Origin of the sequence: Streptomyces sp. NPDC016309 (assembly GCF_043077235.1) — a bacterium.
Taxonomy (GTDB): Bacteria; Actinomycetota; Actinomycetes; order Streptomycetales; family Streptomycetaceae; genus Streptomyces.
In genome coordinates, this window is record NZ_JBIBSG010000001.1 from 712,749 (window position 1) to 736,458 (window position 23,710).

Genomic DNA, 23,710 nt, shown 5'->3' on the forward strand with positions numbered 1-23,710 from the left:
CGGAGGAACATCATGAGCCCTCGAACCAGCGGCGTCGCCGTCCCGCAGGACGACGTGGAGGCCATCGTCGCGTTCGTCGCGGGCGTGCAGGACGCGCAGCAGAAGGCCCTGCCCGACGCCTTCCTGAGCGGCTTCCGCCAGGACGCGATCTGGACCACCGCGCACGGCAAGCGGCTGACCGGCCTCGGCGAGATCGACGCCTTCACGCGCGCGGTCCTGCCCCGCACCGCCGGGCAGGACCTGACGGCCACCTACGAGGTCGAGCACATCCTGTTCGTCCGCCCCGACGTCGCCGCCGTCAAGGTGCGCCAGCGCCCGGTCACCCGGGACGGCGAGCGGCTGGACGAGGTGTTCCGGGGGCAGGCCGACCCGGCGTCCCTGGTGGACTCCCATCCCGACGCGGTGCCGGGCTCGCCGCTGTACGTGCTGGCCAAGGACGACGGGGTGTGGCGGGTCGCCGCCGCCCAGAACACCAAGGTCATCGACCCGGAGACGCTCGCCGCCGGCTGACGCCCCGGGAGCACATGGGCGATTTGCCCGATTATCCTGGTTCTGTGGAAGATCGCGGTGAGCAGCGGCCGCCCGGCGGCGGAGTGCGTCCGGAGATTCTCGCCTCCTGGCAGCGCTCGCGGTCGCTCGGGATCGACACCGAGGGGGCGGCGCTGCCGGTCGAGGCCGACCTCGACCCGGAGTCCCGGCTCGTCCGGGCGGCCGCGCCGGTGCTGGACGCCCTGTGCGCACGGTTCCCCGGCCTGCCCGTCACGGTGACGCTGGCCGACGCCCGGGCCATCGTCGTGGACCGGCGGGGCGACCCGGCGGGGCTGGCGCTCATGGACGCCGCCTCCCTGGTCCCGGGCGCCAACGTCGACGAGCGGTTCATGGGCACCAGCAGCGTCAGCATGGTGCTCAGCACCCGCTCGCCCTTCGTGGTGGTGGGTCACGAGCACTTCCTGCACAACCTGAAGGAGCTGACCTGCATGGCCGCGCCCGTGCGTGACCCGGTGGGCGGCACCGTGCAGGGCGCGGTCAACCTCTCCGTACCCCGTGACCTGGCCGAACCGGGCATGGCGCTGGTCCTCCAGGAGGCCACCGAGCGCATATCGGAGCGCCTGCTGGAACTGAGCACGACCCGTGAGCGCAATCTGCTGAGCGCCTTCCTCCAGGCCCGGGAGCGCGGCGCGCACGCCCGGCTCCACCCCGGCTCCGGCGAGCTCGGCCGCCTGGGCGCGGGGGCGCCCCGGCTGACCCCCGAGGAGCGGCTGGCGCTGCTGGAGAGCGCCATCGAGCTCATCTCCGCACCGGCCTCCCCCGGCGGCGGGGCGTTCACCGAGGTGCCGCTGGCGGGCGGCCGGGTGGCCACGCTGCGCCGCCGGGAGCTGCGGCACGGCGACGCGGAGGGCGCGGCCGTCGAGGTGGGCTTCGGCGTCCGGGGCGGCACCGGCCCCGCCACCGGCTCCAGGACCGCCACCGGCCCAGCCACCGCCACCGCCACCGCCACCGGCACCGATACCGGCACCGGCACCGGCTCCCGGGGTGCCCGGGGCGGCGCGGCCACGGACGTCACCGGGGCCGCGACCCCGACCGCCACCGCCCCGGACGGCCGGGACGTGCCGCTGCTGGACCCCGGCGGGGCGCGGGAGGACGGGGCCGGCGAGTGGCCGCTGCTGGTCGGCGAGCCGGGCGTGGGACGCCTGGCCGCCGAGGCGCGGGGCCGGCTGTCGCTGCTGAACGAGGCGGGCGTGCGCCTCGGCGCCACCCTGGACATGCGGCGCACCGCCCAGGAGCTGGCGGAGATCGCCGTACCGCGCCTGGCCGACCTCGTGGTGGTCGACCTGCTGGAGGACGCCCTGGCGGGCGGGGAGCCCCCGCACGGGCGGCCCGGCCCCGGCACCGCGCTGCGGCGGGTCGTGGCCTGGACGGGCGAGGGTTCCGGCGAGGCCCGGACGGCCGGGGTGGACGAGCCGGTGCGCCATCCGGCCGGCACCCCGCAGGCGCGCTGCCTCGACACCGGGCGGCCGGCCGCGGACACGGTGACTGTCACCGGTCCGTCCGGGACGGCGGGCGGGGGGCCGGACGCGGCGGGCGGGCGGCCGGACGACGCCGGGCACCCGGCAGCCCTCCTCGGCGAGGGCGTGCACTCCTGTCTGGGCGCCCCGCTGTGCGCCCGGGGGGTCGTACTGGGCGTGGCGGGGTTCTACCGGCGGGGCAGGACGAGACCGTACGAGCAGGACGACCTGACGCTGGCGGGCGAGCTGGCGGCCCGTACCGCGATCAGCCTGGACAACGCCCGCCGCTACAGCCGCGAGCACGAGGCCTCGCTCACCCTCCAGCGCAGCCTGCTGCCGCGCGAGGTGCCCCGGCTGACCGCCGCCGACCTCGCCTGCCGCTACCTGCCGGCGGACGCCCGGGCCGGTGTGGGCGGCGACTGGTTCGACGCGATCCCGCTGTCCGGGCTGCGGGTGGCACTGGTGGTCGGGGACGTGGCCGGGCACGGGCTCCAGGCGGCCGCCACCATGGGGCGGCTGCGCACGGCGGTGCACACCCTGGCCGCTCTGGACCTGCCGCCCGAGGAGGTGCTGACCCATCTGGACGACCTGGTCAGCCGGGGTCCCACCGACACCGAGGACCCGGCTACGGCGGCGACCTGCCTGTACGCCGTCTACGACCCGGTGTCCTGCCGCTGCGCCGCCGCCCGGGCCGGCCACCCGCCCCCCGCGCTGGTGCCGCCGGACGGCGAGCCGCGCCTGCTCGACCTGCCGGCCGGCCCGCCGCTCGGTCTCGGCGGGCTCCAGCCGTACGAGTCCGCCGACGTCGAGCTGCCGGAGGGCACCCTGCTGGCCCTGTACACCGACGGCCTGCTGAAGGAGGGCCGCGCCTTCGGCGACACGGACACCGACGCCCGCACCGGCCGGTTCCTCGACGCGCTCGCGGGGCCGGAGCCGTCGCTGGAGCGCGTCTGCGACCGGATCACGGACACGCTGCTGCCCGACGGGCCCCATGACGACGTGGCGCTGCTGCTGGCCCGGGTGCGCGCGCTGCCCGACGAGCGGGTGGCGTCCTGGGAGCTGCCCTCCGACCCCGCGATGGTCGCCAGGGCCCGCGAGCTGACGCACCGGCAGCTCACCGAATGGGGCCTGACGGAGCTGGACTTCAGCACCGGACTGGTGGTCAGCGAGCTGGTCACCAACGCCGTGCGGTACGGGGGCCACGGCCCCGTGTCCCTGCGGCTGCTCCGGAACGGCTCGCTGATCTGCGAGGTCTCCGACCGCAGCAACACCTCACCGCGCATCCGCCGCGCGGCGACCACCGAGGAGGGCGGGCGCGGTCTGTTCCTGGTGGCCCAGTTCACCAAGAGCTGGGGCGCCCGGTTCATGCCCCAGGGCAAGACGGTCTGGGCCGAGCAGGTCCCCCGCTCCGGCCCGCCCGCCCCGGAACCGGACGAGGAGACGCTGCTCGCCATGTTCGACGAACCGGACTGACCCGGCCGCCCCGGCCCGCCATCCCCCGTGGGCCGTCCCCCGCCGTCTCCCTTGGGCGGTCCCCGCCGGCTATCCCGCGCGGGCGCCGGACGCCGCCGGCCGGGCCGTGGCGACCGCCACGCCGAACCCGACGCACGCCACGGTGAACAGGACGACGGGAGGGAGGGGCAGCAGCGCCACCGACAGGCCGAGCACCACCAGCGAGGCGGCCAGGGCCGGACCGCTCAGCGCGCGCGACCCGGTGATCAGGGCGGGGGCGGCGCGGGCCACGAGCAGGCAGATCAGCCCGCCGAAGACCAGGGCCGTACCCATGACCATCGACATGCCCAGGTCGATGTCGCGCAGGCTGCGCGAGACACCGCCGAGCCCGATCTCGTACGCCCGCATCGCCGCCACGGCGCGGGCCCGCCCGGGGTCCTCCGGGCGCAGCGCCATCACCAGCTCCAGGGTGAGGTGACCCGCGCCGGTGAGGATCCACGCCCAGGCCCCTGCGCGGAACGCGGCCGGTGCCCGGCGGGCCGCTCTCCCCGCTCCCGTTTCAGGCGGCATCCGTGCGTTCCTTCCACTCGCGTCCGATCATGCGGAGCATCGCCGGGTACACGCCGAGGTACCGGAACGGCTTGATGGCCGCCATGTAGGCGGCTCCCGCCCGGCCGTTGGGCTTCACCAGCACCGCCATGCGGCCGTGGTGGCCGCCCTTGCCGTCCGCGACCCAGCCGATGTGCATCACCGTGTGCACGGTCCGGTTGGCCATCTCGGCCGCCCACTCGTCGTGGGTCTGGTAGATCGAGGTGAACGACACCGTCCGGAAGTCCGGGCCCCGGGGGCCGTCGCGGAGGTCCGCCGGCAGCCGGTCCCGGAGGCTCGGCACGCGGCCGCCGACCCCGGAGGCGGGATCGTCCCAGCCGAGCAGGGCGCCCAGCTTCCGGCGGAGCGCGAAGAGCGCGCGGGGCACCGGGGAGGAGATCGGGCTCCCCGTGCGGTCGCCGTCGCCGCCCCCCTTCCCCTCGGCGAACTGGCGCACCAGCCGGTCGAGATCGTCCGGGCCGCCCGGTGTCGGCAGCTCCCACACGTCCTCGACCTGGAAGTCGCCGGCGATCTCGTGGATCCGCCAGGGGCGGGACGTGTGCGCGGCTTGGGGAAGTCTCATGGGGGTACCCCGATCCATCCGGTCTATACGATGGCGTACAGATCGACGATAGCCCCATCTGTACGGCACCGTATAGATGGGGTGGGACGTGAGAGGTGACACACCATGGCCGTGGCTCGTACGCCGCGCGGCAAGTGGATCGAGGAGGGGCTGCGCGCCCTCGCCGCCGGTGGCCCGGACGCCGTGCGGATCGAGCCGCTCGCGCAGGCGCTCGGCGTCAGCAAGGGCGGCTTCTACGGGTACTTCGCCAACCGGGAGGCGCTGCTCACCGAGATGCTGGACACCTGGGAGCGGGAGGTCACCGAAGCCGTGATCACCCACGTGGACGAAGGCGGCGGGGACGGCCGGGAGAGGCTGGAGCGGCTGTTCACCTTCGTCGCCGCGTCCGGCGACGAGGTTCCCCGCGGCCCGGTGCTCGATCTCGCCGTCCGCGACTGGGCCCGCCGCGACGAGGCCGTCGCGGAGCGGCTGCGGCGGGTCGACAACCGGCGCATGGACTATCTGCGCTCGCTCTTCGCGTCCTTCTGCCCCGACCCCGCCGACGTCGAGGTCCGCTGCATGGTCACCTTCTCGGTGCGCATCGGCGCGTACGTCGTCGCCGCCGACCACGCGGGCCGCAGCCGCGAGGAGGTCATGGACCTGACCAAGCAGTGGCTCCTGCGGTAGCCGAGGGCCGGTGACGGGTTCCCGCCCCGGGGGACGGGAGCCCGTCACCGGCCCCGGGGGGCGGGCCCGCCGGGGATCAGGGCAGCCACGGACGCCAGGTGGCTTCGTTGGCCTTGACCCACTTCTCGGCCGCCGCCTCCGGTGAGAGCTTCTGCTCGGCGATCATCAGCGCCACGTCGTTCTGCGCCTCGGTCGTCCAGCGGAAGTTCTTCAGGAAGGCGGCCGCCTTCCCGCCCTTCTCCGCGAAGTCCGCGTTGAGGAACTTCTGCAAGGGCGTGTGCGGATAGGCGCAGGCGACCTTCTCGGGGTCGGCGTCACAACCCTCCCTGTACGCGGGCAGCTTGACCTCCGTCATCGGCACCTTCTCGAACAGCCACTGAGGCTTGTACCAGTACGTCAGGAACGGCTTCTTCTCCTTGGCGAACTGCTTGATCTGGGTGATCTGAGCCGCCTCGGAACCGGCGAAGACGACCTTGTAGTCCAGGCCGAGGTTCTTCACCAGCGCCTTGTCGTTGGTGACGTACGACGGGGAGCCGTCCATGAGCTGGCCCTTGCCGCCGCTCTCCGCCGTGCGGAGCCGGTCGGCGTACTTGTTCAGGTTCTTCCAGTCGGTGACGTCCGGGTGCGCCTTCGCGAAGTACGTGGGGACGAACCAGCCGATGTGGCCGGTGACGCCCAGGTCACCACCGGGCGCGATGGTCTTCTTGTCCTTGACGTACCGCTGTTCCTGCTCGGGGTGGCCCCAGTCCTCCAGGAGGGCGTCCACCCGGCCCTGGCTGAGGGCGTCCCACGCGGGGACCTCGTCGACCTGGACGGTGTCGACGCGGTAGCCCAGTTCGTGTTCGAGCAGGTACTTCGCCACGGCGACGTTGGCCTGCGCGCCCACCCAGGACTGCACGGACAGCGTGACCGTCCTGGTGCCCTGGGCGGCGGCGTAGGGGGACGCCTGCTTGGTCATGTCGGCCGCGCCGCAGCCGGCCAGGGGGATGGTCAGCAGGGCGAGCGCCCCGGCTGCGGCGACCGTCGTACGCGTACGCACGTCAGGCCTCCTTTCCGGTCGGCTGGGTCACCCGGTCGAGCATCAGGCCCAGGCAGACGATGGCGGCGCCCGCGACCAGGCCGGTCGCCAGGTCGCCCTGCGCGAGGCCGAAGACGACGTCGTAACCGAGCGCGCCGCCGCCGACCAGGCCGCCGATGATGACGACGGCGAGGACCAGGACGACCGCCTGGTTGACCGCCAGCAGCAGTGCCGGCCGGGCCAGCGGGAGCTGGACCTGGCGCAGTTGCTGCCACGGCGTCGCGCCGAGCGAGCGGGCGGACTCCAGCGCGACCGGGTCGACGCCCCGCAGGCCCTGCGTGGTGATGCGGACGACGGCGGGCAGGGCGTACACCACGGCGGCGGCGACCGCCGGGGCGCGGCCCACGCCGAAGAGGGCGACCACCGGGATCAGGTACACGAACTGCGGCATGGTCTGGAAGACGTCCAGGACCGGCCGCAACACGCGCTCCACCCGCGTGCTGCGTGCCGCCGCCACCGCGACGGCGAAGCCCAGCAGCAGCGTGACGGCCACGGCGGCCAGCACCTGCGAGAGGGTGTCCAGCGACGCGTCCCACACGCCCAGGACACCGATGGCGGCCATCGCGGCGACGGCCGTCACCGCGGTGCGCCAGGTGCCGACGAGCAGCGCCAGCGCGCCGACCAGCAGCAGCAGCGCCCACCAGGGCAGGGCCTGGAGGCCGTCCCGTACGGGGTCGAGGACCCAGCCGGTGAAGTGGGCCGCCCAGTCGGCGGTGCCGCCGACGACGGGGACGCCCGAGTAGAGGTGGGCGGTCATCCAGTCGACGCCCCGGTTGACGGGCTCGGCGATGCCGACGTGCCACGCCTCGGGCCAGGTGGGCCCGCCGGCCAGGCGGCCGGCGAGGGCCGCGGCGGCCACCGCGACGACGGCGGTGATCCGCCCGCGTGCCGAACCGGACCGCGAGCGCGCGCCCGTGGCCGTACGGTCGAGCACGACGGCCAGCAGCACGATGGGGATGCCGGCGGCGAGGGCGGCGCCCACGTCGACGGAGGCGAGCGCCTGGTAGACGCGGTCGCCGAGGCCACCGGCGCCGATGACGGACGCGATGACGGCCATCGACAGCGCCATCATGATCGACTGGTTGACGCCGAGGAGCAGTTCCTTGCGGGCCAGCGGCAGCCGGGCGGTCAGCAGCCGCTGCCGGCCGGTGGCACCGAGCGAGGCCGACGCCTCCAGGACGCCGGGGTCGGCGGCGCGCAGGCCGAGCGCGGTGAGGCGGGCCATGGGCGGGGCGGCGTAGACGACGGTGGCGAGGACGGCCGCGGGGACGCCGATGCCGAAGACCAGGACGACCGGCAGCAGGTACGCGAACGCGGGCAGCACCTGCATGGTGTCGAGGACGGGCCGCAGGGCCCGGTGGGTGCGCTCCGACAGTCCGGCGGCGAGTCCGAGGAGGGCGCCGAGGGCGACGGACACGGCGACCGCGACGACCATGAGGGCCAGCGTCTGCATGGTCGGGACCCACATGCCGAGCAGCCCGCACACGGCGAACGCGGCGACGGCGAGGATCCCGAGGCGCGCTCCGGCGACCCGCCAGGCGATCAGGCCGGCGGCGGCGGTGACGCCGGCCCAGCCGGCGGCGAGGAGCACGAGGTAGACGCCGCGCACGGACAGGACGACGGCGTTGCTGACGTGCCCGAGGAAGTAGAGGAACAGCGGGTGGCTGTCGCGGTTGTCGACGATCCAGTCGCTGGCGTCGCCGAGCGGCCCGGACAGGTCGACCTGGAGCGCGGCCGGCCAGGTGCCGCGCCCGGCGAGGAGGAAGCCGAGCGGTACGAGGAGGAGTACGGCGGCCAGCGGCCAGTAGCGGCGTGCGGCGGCCGGTATCCGGGGGCGGGCGGGGGCGGTGACGGCCGCGGTCATGCCGCCGCCTTCCCGGCGGGGACGCCCGCGACGACCGAGAGCAGCCCCGCGTGGTCCACGACGCCCACGCAGCGGCCGGAGTCGACGACCCGCACCGGGCCGCCACTGCGGGCGACCGCCTCGATGGCCTCGGACACGGTCGCGCCGGGCGCGACGGCGGGGCCGGAGTCGGCTTCCCCGGCGCACGGCGGCCGCATGGCGGTGCGTACGGTCAGCACCTGCTCGCGCGGGACGTCCCGGACGAAGTCGCGGACGTAGTCGTCGGCGGGCGAGCCGACGATCTCCTCGGGCGTGCCGAGCTGCACGATCCGGCCGTCGCGCATCAGCGCGATCCGGTCGCCGAGGCGCAGCGCCTCGTTGAGGTCATGGGTGATGAAGATCATCGTGCGGCCCTCCTCGCGGTGGAGCCGGATGACCTCCTCCTGCATGTCGCGCCGGATCAGCGGGTCGAGCGCGCTGAACGGCTCGTCGAAGAGCAGGACTTCGGGGTCGACGGCGAGGGCGCGGGCGAGGCCGACGCGCTGCTGCTGGCCGCCGGAGAGCTGGCCGGGCCTGCGCTCCTCCATGCCCGCGAGGCCGACCTTGGTGACGACCTCGGCGGCCCTGGCGCGCCGTTCGGCCCGGCCCATGCCCTGGATCTCCAGGCCGTAGGCGACGTTGTCGAGGACCGAGCGGTGGGGCAGCAGGCCGAAGTGCTGGAAGACCATGGCGGCGCGGTGGCGGCGCAGTTCGCGCAGGCGCGAGGTGTCCATCGCCAGGATGTCCTCGCCGTCGATGGCGACGGTGCCGGAGGTCGGCTCGATGAGCCGGGTCAGACAGCGTACGAGGGTGGACTTGCCGGAGCCGGACAGGCCCATCACGACGAAGACCTCGCCCTTGCGGACGTGGAAGGAGACGTCACGGACGGCGGCGGTGCAGCCGGTGCGCTCGCGCAGTTCGGCGGCGGGGAGCTCGGCGAGATCGGAGCCGGGCACGCGGCCGGCCTTGGGGCCGAAGACCTTCCACAGGCCGTCGACGGAGAAGACGGGGGTGGGCGCGGACGTGCCGGGGGACGTGTCGGCGGGGGTCGGTGCGGGGGTACTCACGGGGGCGCTCATCAGGCACCACCTCCCAGTAGTTCGGCGGCCTTTTCGCCGACCATCAGCACCCCGATCATCGGGTTGACGGCCGGCATGGTCGGGAAGACGGACGCGTCGGCGATCCTGATGCCGTCGAGTCCGCGGATCCTCAGGTCGGGGCCGACCACGGCCCGCTCGTCGTCGACGGCGCCCATGCGGCAGGTGCCGGCGGGGTGGTAGACGGTGTGCGCGACCTTGCGGGCGTACTCGCTGAGCTCCTCGTCCCCGGTGACGTCGGGGCCGGGGCAGACCTCGCGCTTGAGCCAGCCGGCGAGCGGTTCGGTCCTGGCGATCTCGCGGGCGATGCGGATGCCGTCGACGAGGGTGCGGCCGTCGTAGTCGTCCTCGTCGGTGAAGTACCGGAAGTCGAGGGCGGGCTTGGCCTCGGGGTCGGCGCTGGTGAGGTAGAGCCGGCCGCGGCTGCGCGGCTTGGGGATGTTCGGCGTCATCGACACGCCGTGCGCGGGGCGTTCGTAGCCCAGCCGCTCGGGGTTGTCGGTGAACGGGATCTGGTAGAAGTGGAACATCAGGTCCGGGCCCCTGGACTCCGGGTCGCGCCGGACGAACAGGCCCGCGTCGCTGTCCATGGCGGAGTTGTCGGGGATGGGCCCGTCGGTCTCCCAGACGATGACCGACTCCGGGTGGTCGAGCAGGTTCTCGCCGACACCCGGCAGGTCGTGGACGACCGGGATGCCCAGCGCTTCGAGGTCCTTGGCCGGGCCGATGCCGGAGTGCAGCAGCAGCCGGGGGGTGTCGACCGCGCCCGCGCAGACGAGGACTTCGCGGCGGGCGGTGACGAGCCGCTCGGTGCCGTCCTTGGTCCGGACGTGGACGCCGCGGGCCGTGGTGCCGTCGAGCTCCAGCTTGTACGCCCAGGTCTCCAGCATCAGATGCAGATTGGGACGTTTGCCCATGATCGGGTGGAGGTACGCGACCGACGCGGAGGAACGCTTGTTGTCCTCCGGGTGGTAGGCGAGGTCGAAGAACCCGGCGCCCTCGTGGAACGGCTTGGTGTTGAAGCCCTCGACGCGCGGGACGCCCAGCGCGGCCTGTGCGGCGTCGACGAAGTCGCGGGCGATGGCGTTCCGGTCCTTCTCGTCGACCGGGACGATGTTGTTGAGGAGCTTGTCGAAGTACGGGTCCATGGCGGCGGCGTTCCAGCCGTGGGCCCCGGCCTCCTCCCACTCGTCCCAGTCGGAGGGCAGCGGCTTGAAGGAGATGAGCGTGTTGTGCGAGGAGCAGCCGCCGAGGACACGGGCGCGGCTGTGCCGGATGTGGGAGTTGCCGCGTGGCTGTTCGGTGGTGGGGTAGTCGTAGTCGAGGTCGCCGCCGAGCAGGCCCATCCAGCGGCGGAGGGTCAGGACGTCGGGGCGGTCGACGTCGGACGGCCCGCCCTCGATGACGGCGACGGTGACGCCGGGGTCCGCGGTGAGGCGGTGGGCGATGACGCTGCCGGCGGTGCCGCCGCCGACGATGACGTAGTCGTACGTGGTGGTGTCGCTGTCGCTCATGGTGGTGCCGCTCGTGGTGGTGTCGCTCATGGTGGTGTTTCCCTCGTCCTCGTCAGCCCGCGAACCAGCGCACGGGGCGCGGGGCGAGGTTCTGGTAGACGTGCTTGGTCTCGCGGTACTCGGCGAGACCGGCCGGGCCCAGCTCGCGGCCGATGCCGCTCTTGCCGAACCCGCCCCACTCCGCCTGCGGCAGGTAGGGGTGGAAGTCGTTGATCCAGACGGTGCCGTGGCGGAGCCGTCCGGCGACGCGCCGGGCGCGGCCGGGGTCGGCGGACCAGACGCCGCCGGCCAGTCCGTACTCGGTGTCGTTGGCGAGGGCGACGGCCTCGTCCTCGGTGCGGAAGGTCTCGACGGTGAGGACCGGGCCGAAGACCTCTTCGCGCACGACCCGCATCCCGCGGTGGCAGCGGTCCAGGACGGTGGGGCGGTAGAAGTACCCGTCGCCGTACGCCGGGCCGGTGGGGCGTTCGCCGCCGGCGCGCAGGACGGCGCCCTCGGCGAGCGCGGAGGCGACGTACTCCTCGGTGCGGGCGAGCTGCTGCGCGGAGACCAGGGGGCCGCACTCGACGCCCTTCTCGGTGCCGCGCCCGAGGCGGATCCGCTCGGCCCGGCGGGCGAGTTCGGTGACGAACCGCTCGCGCAGGGACTCCTCCACGATGAGGCGGGAGCCGGCCGAGCAGACCTGGCCGCTGTGGATGAAGGCCGCGTTGAGCGCCTGGTCGACGGCGGTGTCGAAGCCCTCGTCGGTGGCGCAGGCGTCGGCGAAGACGACGTTGGGGTTCTTGCCGCCCAGTTCCAGGGCGACCTTCTTGACGCTGTCGGCGGCGGCGCGCATCACCTTCGTGCCGCTGACGAGTCCACCGGTGAACGACACGAGGTCGACGTCGGGGTGTTCGGACATGCGGGCGCCGACCGGATCGCCGGGGCCGGTGACCAGGTTGGCGACGCCCTCGGGGAGGCCCGCCTCGGCGAGGAGCCGGATGAGGGCGACGGTGGTGAGCGGGGTGATCTCGCTCGGCTTGATCACAAATGTGTTGCCCGCCGCGAGCGCCGGGGCGATCTTCCAACTGGCCTGGAGCAGGGGGTAGTTCCAGGGCGTGATCAGCGCGCAGACGCCGACGGGCTCGTGGACGACGACGCTGTGGATGTCGGGTGACCCGGCGTCGACGACCCGGCCGCCGCCCTCGTTGATGACGAGGTCGGCGAAGTAGCGGAAGGCGTCGGTGACGCAGTCGACGTCGACGCGCCCTTCCTCCAGGGTCTTTCCGGCGTCCCGGCTCTCCAGGAGGCCGATCTCCTCGCGGTCGCGCTGGAGGAGGTCGGCGACGCGGCGCAGCAGCGCGGCCCGCTCGGCGACGGGGGTGCGGGGCCACGGGCCCCGGTCGAACGCGGCGCGGGCGGCGGCGATCGCGGCGTCCGTGTCCTCGGTCCCGCCTTCCGCCACGACGGCGAGGGTCGTGGCGTCGGCGGGGTCGAGGATCTCGCGCGTGGCGCCGGTGGCGGCCGCTCGCCACTCTCCGCCCACGTGGATGGTCTGTTGGTCCGACACGTCGCGTTTGCCTTCCGTTCCCGGTTGATTCGTCACCGACGGTGGTCGGCGACCCGGGTCCCTGCCCCCAAGAGGGGAAAGCATGCGCGAAAGTGGGCTTGCTCACTCCGTGCCGGACGAGCGAGATGATTACTCTCAGTGAGCGGCGGCGAGGTGCGGCACCTCGTCGATCTCGTCGGGAGCGTCATCCTGGACCCGCAGGCAGGCCACCCACGCCGGCAGCATCCAGTGCGTGACCAGCAGGGCGAACAGCACCGGGAACAGCGCGGTCCCGTCGAAGCGGACTCCGCCGAGCCAGGCGGCGCCCCCCGTCCCGGCCGCCCCCGCGCACAGCAGCCCGAGAGTGATCCGGTGGGCGACGGCCCGCACCCGGTCGCGCTCCACGAGCTGCCGTTCGTCCAGCATCCTGCCGCGCAGCTCCAGCAGCCCGCGGGTGCTGCCGTTGATGACGCCCATGGCGACGCACCACGGGGGGATCACCCCGAGGAGGGCGAACGGCGCCCACCGCGAGTCCCCGTGGACGCTGCCGAGCCAGAGCGCGACCTCGGCGGCGGTGAGCGCGATGTGCGCCGCCACCCAGGCGCGCCGGCGGCCGGCCGTACGGCTGAGCGCCCGCCCCTCCGGCCGGTTCATGATCGCGTACAGCCGCCGGTCGTAGCGCGTCGCGGTCGTGGTCATTTCTTCCTCCCGTGTACCCCGTAGACCTCTTCGGTGAGCGGCGGGAACGGCTCCAGGGAGAACAGCGCCTCCACGGGCAGCCCGAAGTGACGCGCCGCCTTCAACGCCAGGTCGAGGCTGGGGTTGTACTGCCCCCGCTCGATATAGCCGATGGTCTGATAGTGGACGCCGAGGGCGTCGGCGAGTGCCTGGCGCGACACCTTCCGCTCCGCCCGGATCACCGCCAGCCTGTTGTGCACCTGCTCGCTCATGTATAAGAAGTACTACATCTCATAGCGCTTTCGCAATGATCCGAATGGATGACCGGTACGGGCGTCGCTCCCCACCGGGACCGCCGGGCCGCCCTAGGGTGCGACCATGCGCAGCAGCGACGACCGCGTCTACCTCGCCCCCGTCGACCACCTGCGGGCCGTCGCCGCCGTGCTCGTCGTCCTCTACCACGGGTGCCAGTTGCTGAGCGCGCGCATCGAGGGCCGGCGCTTCGTCCCGGCGACGGACTGGCTGTACTCCTCCAACCCCGCCGCCACGCTCGTCTTCGAGGGCCACACCGGCGTGGCGCTGTTCATGGTCCTGTCCGGCTTCATCTTCACCGTCGGCACGTACGGCAAGCCGGTCCGCTACGGCCGGTTCCTCGCCAACCGGCTGCTGCGCATCTACCCGCTCTACCTGGTCGTCGCCGTCCTGGGCCTCGCCACCCAGGTCACCCTGCCCACGTTCCAGGACCTGCTGCGGATCCTGACCTTCGCGACACCGGCCCAGCCGTACGGGGGCGTCTTCTGGACGCTGTGCGTGGAGATGCAGTTCTACCTGGTCTTCCCGCTGCTGGGCCGGCTCCTCGCCGAGCGCGGCCCCGGCGCGCTGCTGCGGCTGCTGGCCGCGGTATTCCTGCTGCGGGCGCTGGTGTGGCTGAGCAGTCCGGCGCCCGGGCCGCACACCGCCTCGCTCTACCTGGGGCTGGCCGGGCGGATCGACCAGTTCCTGCTGGGGATGCTGGCCGCCTGGGTGTACGTCCACCACCGGGAGCGGCTGCGGGCGAGGTGGCTGCCGCCGGTCGCGCTGGCGCTGGCGCTGGGCCTGCTCTGGTCGTTCAACCAGGTGCACGGGTTCGTCTCGGACAGCCCGCTGAAGCTGGCCTGGAGCGGGGTGGAGGGGGCGGTGTGGGCCCTGGTGGTGGCGGCGTACGTGGCCGGCCACCGGAGCGCGGCCGACGGGTGGCCGTCGCGGGCAGCGGCCAGGCTCGGGGAGGTGAGCTTCTCCGTCTACCTCACGCACTTCATGGTGCTGACGGTGACCGGCGAGTACCTGGTCGGCGGGTCCGGGTGGTTCCCGGGCGGCCTGCCCCCGGTGTGGGCGGCCTTCCTGGTGACGCTGCTGGTGGCGCTCCCGCTGACGGTCGCGGTGTCGTTCCTGACGTACCACGCCATCGAGCTGCCGTTCCTCCGGCTGCGCCGCCCCTACCTCGGCGCCGGCGCGGCCGCGGAGACACCGCGCCCCCGGCAGCGCGAGGGCCACCGGGGGCGGTGAAAACGTGACCGTACGGACCGGACCCCGTCCATGGAGCGGGGGGTCCGTCCGCCGGGCGGTGGCTCAGATGAGGCCGAGACCGCGGACCGCGTCGCGCTCCTCGACCAGCTCCTGCACGGAGGCGTCGATGCGGGCGCGGGAGAACTCGTTGATGTCCAGGCCCTGGACGATCTCGTACGTGCCGTTCTTGCAGGTGACCGGGAAGGACGAGATGAGGCCCTCGGGGACGCCGTAGGAGCCGTCCGACGGGATGCCCATGGAGGTCCAGTCGCCCTCGGCGGTGCCGTTGACCCAGGTGTGGACGTGGTCGATCGCGGCGTTCGCGGCGGAGGCGGCCGAGGAGGCGCCACGGGCCTCGATGATCGCGGCACCGCGCTTGGCGACGGTCGGGATGAAGTCGTCGGCCAGCCACTGCTGGTCGGCCACGACCTCGGCGGCGTTCTTGCCGGCGATCTCCGCGTGGAAGATGTCGGGGTACTGGGTGGCCGAGTGGTTGCCCCAGATCGTCAGGCGCTTGATGTCGGTGACCGGGGCGCCGGTCTTCTTCGCGAGCTGCGAGATCGCGCGGTTGTGGTCCAGGCGGGTCATCGCGGTGAAGCGCTCGGCCGGTACGTCCGGGGCGGCGGCCTGCGCGATGAGCGCGTTGGTGTTGGCCGGGTTGCCCACGACGAGGACCTTGATGTCGTCCGCGGCGTTGTCGTTGATGGCCTTGCCCTGCGGCTTGAAGATGCCGCCGTTGGCCTCCAGCAGGTCACCGCGCTCCATGCCCTTGGTGCGCGGACGGGCGCCCACCAGCAGGGCCACGTTCGCACCGTCGAACGCGACGTTCGGGTCGTCGGTGATCTCGATGCCGCGCAGCAGCGGGAAGGCGCAGTCGTCGAGCTCCATGGCGGTGCCCTCGGCGGCCTTGAGGCCCTGCGGGATCTCCAGGAGGCGCAGCTTGACCGGCACGTCCGCGCCGAGCAGGTGGCCGGAGGCGATGCGGAAGAGCAGCGCGTAACCGATCTGGCCGGCCGCGCCGGTCACGGTGACATTCACGGGAGTGCGGGTCATGGCGATCTCCGTAAGACAGCTGGCGGTGGGGGTCCCTGCCCCTGGTGCTGGACGTCTCTCTCTGATCGATCTCTCGACATGAAGAGATATCCAGCGGTCAGGCTATCCGACCCGGGCCCCCCGCAACCCCCGCCCCCTTGTGTCGCGGCTCACTGCCCGGTCGTGCAGCCCTCCGTGCCGTCGGCCAGCGTGGCGCAGGCCTTCGGCTCGGTGCCGGTGGCCACCGCCACCATCGGCGTGTACGCGTCCTTGTCGATCTTCACCGAGCCGTTCTGCGCCTCGCCGCCCGCGCTGATCGTGACCTTGTCACCGGCCACCGCCCGGGTGATGCGGGCCCAGGCCGCTCCGCACGTCTTGCTGTACCGGACCTCGATCTTCGAGGCGCCGACGGTCGCCGAGGACGACGTCACGGCGTACTCGCCGCCGCAGCCCATGGCCTCGGGATCCTGGCCCGTGCAGTCGTCGCCGCTGCACTTCACTCCGGCGGGCAGTGCCTTGGGCGCGCTGGTGCTGGGGGTGGCCGCCGGTGACCGGGCGACGTCCTTGGCGGGGGCGTCGCCGCCCGAGCCGAGGTCGCTCAGCAGGACGGCCGCGGCTATCACCAGCAGCGCTCCGACGAGCCCGATGGCGAACATGGTCGCCTTGCGCCTGCCGCCGGAGGCCTTGGCCGGCCCCGGCGCGGGCGCGGAACCCGGCGCGTGCGCCGCCGGCCGGGGCGCCGGACCGCGGCGGGCCGGCCCGTTGGGGCCGCCGTCGGGCGGTATGACGGACGGGCGGCCGGCGCTCCGGCCGGGGCCCGTCACGGTGACGGCGGAGCCCCGGTCGTCGGCGCCCGGCGCGGAGGAGCCCGGTGCGGAGGAGGGCGCGGAGGAGCCGGGCGCGGAGGCCGCGCCCCGGTCGGTGTCCCGGTCGGGACCCGGGTCCGCGCCACGGTCCACGCCGCGGCCGGTGCCGCGCGCCCCGCGGCCCGTGCCCGGGGCCGCCTTGACCCGCGAGGAGCCGTCGGCCCCGGGTCCGGCGGTGCCGCCGAACTCGCCGAGCGCGGCGCGCGCCTGGGAGATCCGTATGGCCTCCATCGTCATGTCGTGGCGCATCTCGGCGCGGCTCCAGGCGCGCTCCGCGAGCTCCCACATGGTCGTGAGGTGCACCGGGTTCGTCCCGGTGACCTCGGCCAGTGCGACGATCGCTCCCTTGGGGGCGAGGAGCCGCCCGTTGAGATAGCGCTCCCACGATGTCTTGCTGTACCCGGTGCGGTCCGATACCGCGGCGATGCTCAGACCACTGCGGTCCACCAGCCGGCGCAGCTGACTCGCGAACTCCTTGACCTGCGGATCGAGTTCTTCCGGTAGCGCCTTCCAACGAGGCATTGCTTCCCCCTTGTCCCCCGTACGTGCCTGATGTGCTCCCCGCGCTGCGTGCCCCCTGACGCCTCCCGGTGCTCGCCGGGTGTTCACCCGGGAGTCCACCGAGAGGGATGCGCGGAGCCAGGATGACAGTTCCTGGAGCGGGGGCGCACGGGCGCATCCGGAACCTGAGCGTGCCCCCTTACGCGCCCCTGTCCCGAGTGCCGCCCCAGTTTCGCATCCGTTGCGGGTCGATCACACCATGCCGGAATGGTCACCTCCGTGCCACAGGCCCCGGACATGTCTTGATCCTGCTTGGCGGGTGCATGACGCTCTTGTGCAGGTCACGGCGCCCGTCCTGCTCGGGGGAGAGGACGGGCGCCGCGGCTCGCCCGGCCACGGGTGTCGTACGACTCACATCGACAGCATCCGCTTCTGGAACCCGGTGTCGAGGACGTCCAGGAACTGTTCCGTGGTCAGCCACGGATGCTCGGGAGAGATCAGCCCGGCCAGGTCCCGGGTCATCTGGCCGCCCTCCACGGTCTCCACGCAGACCTCCTCCAGCGCCCGCGCGAACCGCACCACCTCCGGCGTGCCGTCCAGGGCGCCGCGGTGGGCGAGGCCCCGGGTCCACGCGAACACCGAGGCGACCGGGTTCGTCGAGGTGGACCGGCCCTGCTGGTGGCGGCGGTAGTGGCGGGTGACCGTGCCGTGCGCGGGCGCCGCCAGGAGGGTCCGTCCGTCGGGCGTCATCAGCACCGACGTCATCAGGCCGGGGGACCCGAAGCCCTGGGTCACGGCGTCCGCCTGGACGTCGCCGTCGTAGTTCTTGCACGCCCAGACGAAGCCGCCCGCCTGCTTCGGGGCGGAGGCGACCACGTCGTCGATGAGCCGGTGCTCGTAGGTCAGCCCCGCCTCGTCGAAACCGGCCCGGAACTCGGCGTCGTAGACCTCCTGGAAGACGTCCTTGAACCGCCCGTCGTACTTCTTCAGGACCGTGTTCTTGGTGGTCAGGACGACCGGGAGGCCGCGGGTCAGGCCGTAGCGGAAGGAGGCCCGGGCGAAGTCCCGGACCGACGCGTCGAGGTTGTACATCGACAGCGCGATGCCCGCGCCCGGGAACGCGCACACCTCCAGCTCGACCGGGTCGGAGCCGTCCTCCGGCGTGAAGGTCATGGTGAGCGTGCCGGGGCCGGGGACCTTGAGTTCGGTGGCGCGGTACTGGTCGCCGAAGGTGTGCCGGCCGACGACGATCGGCCGCGTCCAGGACGGGACGGGCCGCGGCACGCCGTCCATGATGACCGGCTCGCGGAACAGCACGCCCCCGAGGACGTCCTGGACGGTGGCGTCGGGCGCCCGGTACATCGCCTTGAGGCCGAACTCCTCGACGCGCGCCTCGTCCGGGGCGATCGTGGCGCACTTGACGCCGGCGCCGTGCTCGGCGACCGCCTCGGCGGCGTCCACGGTCACCCGGTCGCGGGTGGCGTCGCGGTTCTGGATGCCCAGGTCGAAGTACACCAGATCGACGTCGAGGTAGGGCAGGATCAGCCGGTCCTTGATGAACCGCCAGACGATGCGGGCCATCTCGTCACCGTCGAGCTCGACGACGGGCCGGGCAACCTTGGTCTTGGGCATGGGGCGGTACGTCCCTCTCGCGCGGCGAGGCATCTCTCGCCGTCAAGGTACTCGCGAGGACGCACCCGGCCCCCGACACGCGGCGCGGCGCGCCGCCGGACACGCCCAAGGGCGTGTGTCGGCACCCGCCCTGTGGACACGCCCTAGCGGACCGCGAACCGGACGGCGTCCTCCAGGAAGGGGACCTCCAGCCAGGGGCGCGGCTGGGTCATCAGGGACAGCAGCACGATGCTGAGCCCGAGCACGCCGTACGCGGCCATGTCGGTGAAGCGGGAGCGGACGGCGAGCATGCCCACCGAGGGCAGGACGCGCCGCATGACGGCGCCGGTGAGCAGCGCGACGCCGATGAGCATCGCCCCGATGCGGGACGCCTGGGGGAACGGGTCGAACCCGACGACCAGCAGGCCGAGCGCGGCCAGCCCCAGCACGGTGAGCAGCGGCCACTGCCGGGCGGGCGCCGGCGCGTCCCCCGGCGCGGCCCGGCCGCCGCCCTCCGGCCGCGCGGTGTCCCGCGTCACGGTCGGCGGCCTCCGCGACCCCCCGGCCCGCCGCGCCCCCTCGGGGGCGGTGCCGGCGTCCGGTGCGGAGTCCGTGGGGCCCGCGTCCGGGGCGGGCGTCTGCCCGTCCGGCGCGGGGCCGGAGTCCGGGGTGCGGCCCGCGTCCGCGGCGGGCGCGGTCGCGGGCGCCTCCCGGTCGGGGGCGTCCGCGCCGGAGGCGGGGCCCCCGGCGGGCGCGGGCGCGGCGGGGGGGCCCGCCGCCTCCCGGCCGGTGCCGGGACCGGATCCGCGCCCGGCCGCGGACGGCCGGGTCGGGGTGGCGGAGTCGTCGTTCGCCCGTACGCCCATGGGGTCGCCCTCTCCGGTCCGGCTCAGCTCGCGGTGGCGGCGGCGCGCTCGGCCGCCTCGACGACGTTGACCAGCAGCTGGGCACGCGTCATGGGGCCGACGCCGCCGGGGTTGGGGGCGCGCCAGCCGGCGACCTCGTTGACGCCCGGGTGCACGTCACCCATGATCCTGCCGCTCTCGTCACGGCTGACGCCCACGTCCAGGACGGCGGCGCCGGGCTTGACGTGCTCCGGCTTGATCAGGTGCGGCACGCCCGCCGCGGCCACGATGATGTCGGCGCGCCGCAGGTGCGCGGCGAGGTCCCGCGTACCGGTGTGGCACTGCGTGACCGTCGCGTTCTCGGACTTGCGGGTGAGCAGCAGCGGCATCGGGCGCCCGATGGTCGTACCGCGGCCGACGACCACGACCTCCGCGCCGTTGATCTCGACGCCGTGCGCGCGCAGCAGCGTGATGATGCCGTTGGGGGTGCAGGGCAGCGGCGCGGGCTCGTTCAGCACGAGGCGGCCCAGGTTCATCGGGTGCAGCCCGTCCGCGTCCTTGGCCGGGTCCATCAGCTCCAGGATGCGGTTCTCGTCGATGCCCTTGGGGAGCGGCAACTGCACGATGTAGCCGGTGCAGGACGGGTCGTCGTTCAGCTCCCGGACGACCGCCTCGATCTCCTCCTGCGTGGCGGTGGCGGGCAGTTCGCGCTGGATGGAGGCGATGCCCACCTGCGCGCAGTCACGGTGCTTGCCCGCGACGTACTTCTGGCTGCCCGGGTCGTCGCCGACCAGGACGGTGCCGAGGCCGGGGGTGATGCCCTGGGCCTTGAGGTCCGCCACGCGGGCGGTCAGGTCGGACTTGATCGCGGCTGCGGTGGCCTTGCCGTCGAGAATCTGGGCGGTCATGTGCCCATCCTCGCGGATGACCCCGCCCCGGTTCCAATTCGCCCGGCGCCCGGCCGTACGCGGTGGCCGGCCGGACGGCGGGTGAGGTTGCACTTGCACAACGCTCTGTTATTCCGACTGGACAAGAAGTCGACTATACGACGACGATGATCCGCGCAGTGCCGCGGGCAGTGCCGGGGGGCAAAACCGCTCAAAAGTATGTGAAGTTCCTCCGCGCGGGCCGCGCCGTCCCCGCACACCAACGGAGGAAACCCGCCATGAGCTTCGGCGACCCGAACAATCCCTACGGCCAGCCCCAGGGCCAGCCCCAGCAGCCGGGCTACGGCTACCCGCAGCAGGGTCAGCCCCAGCAGCCCGGCTACGGCTACCCGGCCGCCCCGCCCCCGCCGGCCTACGGTGCCGGCTACCCGGGCGGCGCGCCGATGACGATGCCGGGCCTGATGCAGACGGCCCGCGTGCTGCTCTTCATCGTCGCCGGTCTCCAGATCATCTTCGGCATCGTCTTCGCCTTCGTCATCGCGGCGGCGCAGGACGTGTCGGACTCGGTGGGCGCGGGTGACGCGACCGACGGACTGGCCGGTCTCGGCTTCATCGTCGTGGTCATCCTGCTCGCCTTCGCGGGCCTGGCCATCTTCCTCGGAGTCAAGTTCTCCAAGGGCGGCAACGGCATCCGGGTGACGACGATCGTCTACTCGGCGCTGTACCTGCTGCTGAGCCTCGCCAACTTCGCGGGCGGCGAGGCCTCTTCGGCGGTCGGCGGCATCATCGGTCTCGCCATCGGCGGCATCATCCTCGCCTCGATGGTGACCAGCAGCGCCAGCGCCTGGTTCAACCGCCCGCGTTACTGACACGCGTACCGATCCGCGTACCGCTACGCGCCACTGCTGACACACACGCAGCACGCCCGAAGGCCGGGGCCCACCGCTCGACAGCGGGGGCCCCGGCCTTCGGCGTCGTACGACGGCGTACGAACGGGGTACGAGGGGGTACGGCTCAGTGGAAGAAGTGGCGCGTGCCGGTGAAGTACATCGTCACGCCCGCCTTCTTCGCGGCCTCGACGACCAGTTCGTCACGGACCGAACCGCCCGGCTGGACCACGGCCTTGACGCCCGCGGCGGTGAGGATCTCCAGCCCGTCGGGGAACGGGAAGAACGCGTCGGACGCGGCGTACGCGCCACGGGCGCGCTCCTCGCCGGCGCGCTCGACGGCGAGCTTGGCCGAGTCGACCCGGTTGACCTGGCCCATGCCGACGCCGACCGAGGCGCCGTCCTTGGCGAGCAGGATCGCGTTGGACTTGACGGCGCGGCAGGCGCGCCACGCGAAGGCCAGCTCGGCCAGCTCCTCCGCCGACAGCGCCTCGCCGGTGGCGAGGGTCCAGTCGGCCGGGTCGTCGCCCTCCGCCTGGAGACGGTCGGTGACCTGGAGCAGCGCACCGCCGTCGACGGGCTTGACCTCGACCGGGGCGGCGGGGGCGCCGGGGGCGCGCAGCACGCGGATGTTCTTCTTGCGGGCCAGGACCTCGACCGCGCCGTCCTCGTAGTCGGGGGCGACGATGACCTCGGTGAAGATGTCGGCCACCTGCTCGGCCATCGCCACGGAGACCGGGCGGTTGACGGCGATGACACCGCCGAAGGCCGACAGCGGGTCGCAGGCGTGCGCCTTGCGGTGCGCCTCGGCGACATCGGCGCCGATGGCGATGCCGCACGGGTTGGCGTGCTTGATGATCGCCACGCACGGCTCGGAGTGGTCGTACGCGGCCCGGCGCGCGGCGTCGGTGTCCGTGTAGTTGTTGTACGACATCTCCTTGCCGTGGAGCTGCTCGGCCTCGGCGAGGCCGCCGCCCTCCTCGGTGACGTACAGCGCGGCGTCCTGGTGCGGGTTCTCGCCGTAGCGCAGCACGTTCCGGCGGGCGTAGGTCGCGCCCAGGAAGTCCGGGAAGCGGCTCTCGTCGGCCGGGGCGTAGGAGGACGCGAACCAGGACGCGACGGCGACGTCGTACGCCGCGGTGTGCTGGAACGCCTCGGCGGCCAGGCGCTTGCGGGCGGTCAGGTCGAAGCCCCCCGCCTTGACGGCGTCGAGGACGTCGCCGTACCGCGCCGGGGAGGTGACGACCGCGACGGAGGGGTGGTTCTTGGCGGCGGCGCGGACCATGGAGGGGCCGCCGATGTCGATCTGCTCGACGCACTCGTCCGGCGTGGCCCCGGAGGCGACCGTCTCGCGGAACGGGTACAGGTTCACCACGACCAGCTCGAACGGCTCCACGCCCAGCTCGGCGAGCTGCTCGCGGTGGGCGTCCAGACGCAGGTCGGCGAGGATCCCGGCGTGCACGCGCGGGTGCAGCGTCTTGACGCGGCCGTCCAGGCACTCGGGGAAGCCGGTCAGCTCCTCGACCTTGGTGACCGGGACGCCGGCCGCGGCGATCCTCCCGGCGGTGGAGCCGGTGGAGACCAGCTCGACGCCGTTCTCGTGCAGCCCGCGGGCGAGCTCCTCCAGCCCCGTCTTGTCGTAGACACTGATCAACGCGCGACGGATGGGCTTATTCACCGACATGAACCTTTCGTCCCTCAATGCGGTAGCCGTGCCGGGCCAGACGCCCCACGACCTCGACGAGCAGCGAGCGCTCGACTTCCTTGATGCGCTCATGGAGAGCGTCTTCGTCGTCCTCGTCCCGGACCCCGACCACGCCCTGGGCGATGATCGGGCCGGTGTCGACGCCGTCGTCGACGAAGTGGACGGTGCAGCCGGTGACCTTCACCCCGTGCGCGAGGGCGTCCCGCACACCGTGGGCACCGGGAAAACTGGGCAGCAGGGCCGGGTGCGTATTGACGATCCGGCCGCCGAACCGGGCCAGGAACTCCCGGCCGAGGATCTTCATGAACCCGGCCGAGACGACCAGGTCCGGCTCGTACGCGGCGGTCGCCACGGTCAGCGCGTGGTCCCACGCGTCGCGCGTGGCGTGGTCCTTGACCCGGCACACGAAGGTGGGCAGCCCGGCCCGCTCGGCCCGCTCCAGGCCGGCGATGCCGTCGCGGTCGGCGCCGACGGCGACGATCCGGGCCCCGAAGCCATCGGGATCGTCACCGATGGCGTCGAGCAGAGCTTGCAGGTTCGTCCCCGATCCGGAGACCAGGACGACGAGGCGGGCGGCAGCCACGGGGAAACCCTTTTCGCGTTGCTTTGTGTGGTCCTACGAATGAATCGGGCCCCTCGATACGGGGAACTCTACGAGAGAGCCGACCGTCAGCAACGATACCGGCACACCGAGCCGCCCCCACGGGACGGGGGCGGGGCCGGGGGGTAGCGTCTGGGGCAGGGCCGTCCCCCGACCGG

At 73.3% G+C, this 23,710-nt stretch carries 21 protein-coding genes; 5 read left to right on the forward strand and 16 right to left on the reverse strand.

The window, feature by feature from the left end:
• Positions 1 to 12: 12 nt before the first annotated feature.
• Together ACF068_RS03260 and ACF068_RS03265 are read left to right on the forward strand one after the other, a co-directional pair.
• A complete protein-coding gene (locus tag ACF068_RS03260; protein WP_392272427.1) occupies positions 13 to 510 on the forward strand; it encodes an SgcJ/EcaC family oxidoreductase in 498 nt (165 codons plus the stop codon).
• A gap of 44 nt (positions 511 to 554) precedes the next feature.
• Positions 555 to 3,479, forward strand: coding sequence for a SpoIIE family protein phosphatase (locus tag ACF068_RS03265; protein ID WP_392272428.1), 2,925 nt, complete (start codon positions 555 to 557; stop codon positions 3,477 to 3,479).
• A 69-nt stretch (positions 3,480 to 3,548) separates the two neighbouring features.
• On the opposite strand, the gene ACF068_RS03270 is transcribed toward ACF068_RS03265, so the two are convergent.
• Positions 3,549 to 4,028, reverse strand: a complete 480-nt coding sequence (locus tag ACF068_RS03270; RefSeq protein WP_392272429.1) for a hypothetical protein — start codon at positions 4,026 to 4,028, stop codon at positions 3,549 to 3,551.
• Positions 4,018 to 4,629, reverse strand: coding sequence for a DUF2867 domain-containing protein (locus tag ACF068_RS03275; protein WP_392272430.1), 612 nt, complete (start codon positions 4,627 to 4,629; stop codon positions 4,018 to 4,020). The genes ACF068_RS03270 and ACF068_RS03275 overlap by 11 nt, the downstream gene beginning before the upstream one ends.
• A gap of 105 nt (positions 4,630 to 4,734) precedes the next feature.
• Between ACF068_RS03275 and ACF068_RS03280 the strand changes: the two genes are divergently transcribed.
• Positions 4,735 to 5,295, forward strand: coding sequence for a TetR/AcrR family transcriptional regulator (locus ACF068_RS03280; protein WP_392272431.1), 561 nt, complete (start codon positions 4,735 to 4,737; stop codon positions 5,293 to 5,295).
• A 76-nt stretch (positions 5,296 to 5,371) separates the two neighbouring features.
• Here ACF068_RS03280 and ACF068_RS03285 read toward each other — a convergent pair whose 3' ends face one another.
• From ACF068_RS03285 to ACF068_RS03315, 7 genes are all read right to left on the reverse strand, one after another.
• A complete protein-coding gene (locus tag ACF068_RS03285; protein WP_392272432.1) occupies positions 5,372 to 6,334 on the reverse strand; it encodes an ABC transporter substrate-binding protein in 963 nt (320 codons plus the stop codon).
• A gap of 1 nt (position 6,335) precedes the next feature.
• Complete coding sequence (locus ACF068_RS03290; protein ID WP_392272433.1) at positions 6,336 to 8,237, reverse strand: ABC transporter permease subunit; 1,902 nt, start codon at positions 8,235 to 8,237, stop codon at positions 6,336 to 6,338.
• Entirely contained in the window at positions 8,234 to 9,334 is a 1,101-nt protein-coding gene (locus tag ACF068_RS03295; RefSeq protein ID WP_392272434.1) for a glycine betaine/L-proline ABC transporter ATP-binding protein, read from the reverse strand. Before ACF068_RS03295 ends, ACF068_RS03290 begins: the two co-directional genes overlap by 4 nt.
• Entirely contained in the window at positions 9,334 to 10,896 is a 1,563-nt protein-coding gene (locus ACF068_RS03300; RefSeq protein ID WP_392272435.1) for a GMC family oxidoreductase, read from the reverse strand. The genes ACF068_RS03295 and ACF068_RS03300 overlap by 1 nt, the downstream gene beginning before the upstream one ends.
• Before the next feature lie 22 nt (positions 10,897 to 10,918).
• Positions 10,919 to 12,415: an aldehyde dehydrogenase family protein gene (locus ACF068_RS03305; RefSeq protein ID WP_392272436.1), complete on the reverse strand. Its 1,497-nt coding sequence runs from the start codon at positions 12,413 to 12,415 to the stop codon at positions 10,919 to 10,921.
• Positions 12,416 to 12,550: 135 nt separating this feature from the next.
• The gene (locus tag ACF068_RS03310) at positions 12,551 to 13,093 is read right to left on the reverse strand and encodes a hypothetical protein (protein WP_392272437.1); all 543 of its coding nucleotides are present in this window, start codon (positions 13,091 to 13,093) and stop codon (positions 12,551 to 12,553) included.
• Positions 13,090 to 13,344 (reverse strand): helix-turn-helix transcriptional regulator, encoded by a 255-nt coding sequence (locus ACF068_RS03315; RefSeq protein ID WP_392272438.1) that lies wholly within the window; start codon positions 13,342 to 13,344, stop codon positions 13,090 to 13,092. Before ACF068_RS03315 ends, ACF068_RS03310 begins: the two co-directional genes overlap by 4 nt.
• 106 nt (positions 13,345 to 13,450) lie before the next feature.
• On the opposite strand from ACF068_RS03315, the gene ACF068_RS03320 reads away from it, so the two are divergent.
• Entirely contained in the window at positions 13,451 to 14,617 is a 1,167-nt protein-coding gene (locus tag ACF068_RS03320) for an acyltransferase family protein (RefSeq protein WP_392272439.1), read from the forward strand.
• Positions 14,618 to 14,680: 63 nt separating this feature from the next.
• Here the strand turns inward: ACF068_RS03320 and ACF068_RS03325 are convergent, their stop codons facing one another.
• The 5 genes from ACF068_RS03325 to ACF068_RS03345 form a co-directional block, all read right to left on the reverse strand.
• Complete coding sequence (locus tag ACF068_RS03325) at positions 14,681 to 15,670, reverse strand: malate dehydrogenase (protein WP_392272440.1); 990 nt, start codon at positions 15,668 to 15,670, stop codon at positions 14,681 to 14,683.
• Positions 15,671 to 15,819: 149 nt separating this feature from the next.
• A complete protein-coding gene (locus tag ACF068_RS03330) occupies positions 15,820 to 17,037 on the reverse strand; it encodes a DUF2690 domain-containing protein (RefSeq protein ID WP_392272441.1) in 1,218 nt (405 codons plus the stop codon).
• A gap of 390 nt (positions 17,038 to 17,427) precedes the next feature.
• Positions 17,428 to 18,648, reverse strand: coding sequence for an NADP-dependent isocitrate dehydrogenase (locus ACF068_RS03335; RefSeq protein ID WP_392272442.1), 1,221 nt, complete (start codon positions 18,646 to 18,648; stop codon positions 17,428 to 17,430).
• Positions 18,649 to 18,791: 143 nt separating this feature from the next.
• Positions 18,792 to 19,493, reverse strand: coding sequence for a DUF3017 domain-containing protein (locus ACF068_RS03340; RefSeq protein WP_392272443.1), 702 nt, complete (start codon positions 19,491 to 19,493; stop codon positions 18,792 to 18,794).
• A 23-nt stretch (positions 19,494 to 19,516) separates the two neighbouring features.
• Positions 19,517 to 20,380 carry a bifunctional methylenetetrahydrofolate dehydrogenase/methenyltetrahydrofolate cyclohydrolase gene (locus ACF068_RS03345; protein WP_392272444.1) on the reverse strand — a complete coding sequence of 288 codons (864 nt, stop codon included), beginning with the start codon at positions 20,378 to 20,380 and terminating at the stop codon, positions 19,517 to 19,519.
• A gap of 257 nt (positions 20,381 to 20,637) precedes the next feature.
• Here ACF068_RS03345 and ACF068_RS03350 point away from each other — a divergent pair, with 257 nt between their 5' ends.
• Positions 20,638 to 21,228: a hypothetical protein gene (locus ACF068_RS03350; RefSeq protein WP_392272445.1), complete on the forward strand. Its 591-nt coding sequence runs from the start codon at positions 20,638 to 20,640 to the stop codon at positions 21,226 to 21,228.
• Positions 21,229 to 21,373: 145 nt separating this feature from the next.
• On the opposite strand, the gene purH is transcribed toward ACF068_RS03350, so the two are convergent.
• The gene (gene purH / locus ACF068_RS03355) at positions 21,374 to 22,930 is read right to left on the reverse strand and encodes a bifunctional phosphoribosylaminoimidazolecarboxamide formyltransferase/IMP cyclohydrolase (protein WP_392272446.1); all 1,557 of its coding nucleotides are present in this window, start codon (positions 22,928 to 22,930) and stop codon (positions 21,374 to 21,376) included.
• Positions 22,917 to 23,534 carry a phosphoribosylglycinamide formyltransferase gene (gene purN, locus ACF068_RS03360; RefSeq protein ID WP_392272447.1) on the reverse strand — a complete coding sequence of 206 codons (618 nt, stop codon included), beginning with the start codon at positions 23,532 to 23,534 and terminating at the stop codon, positions 22,917 to 22,919. Before purN ends, purH begins: the two co-directional genes overlap by 14 nt.
• Positions 23,535 to 23,710 lie beyond the last annotated feature (176 nt).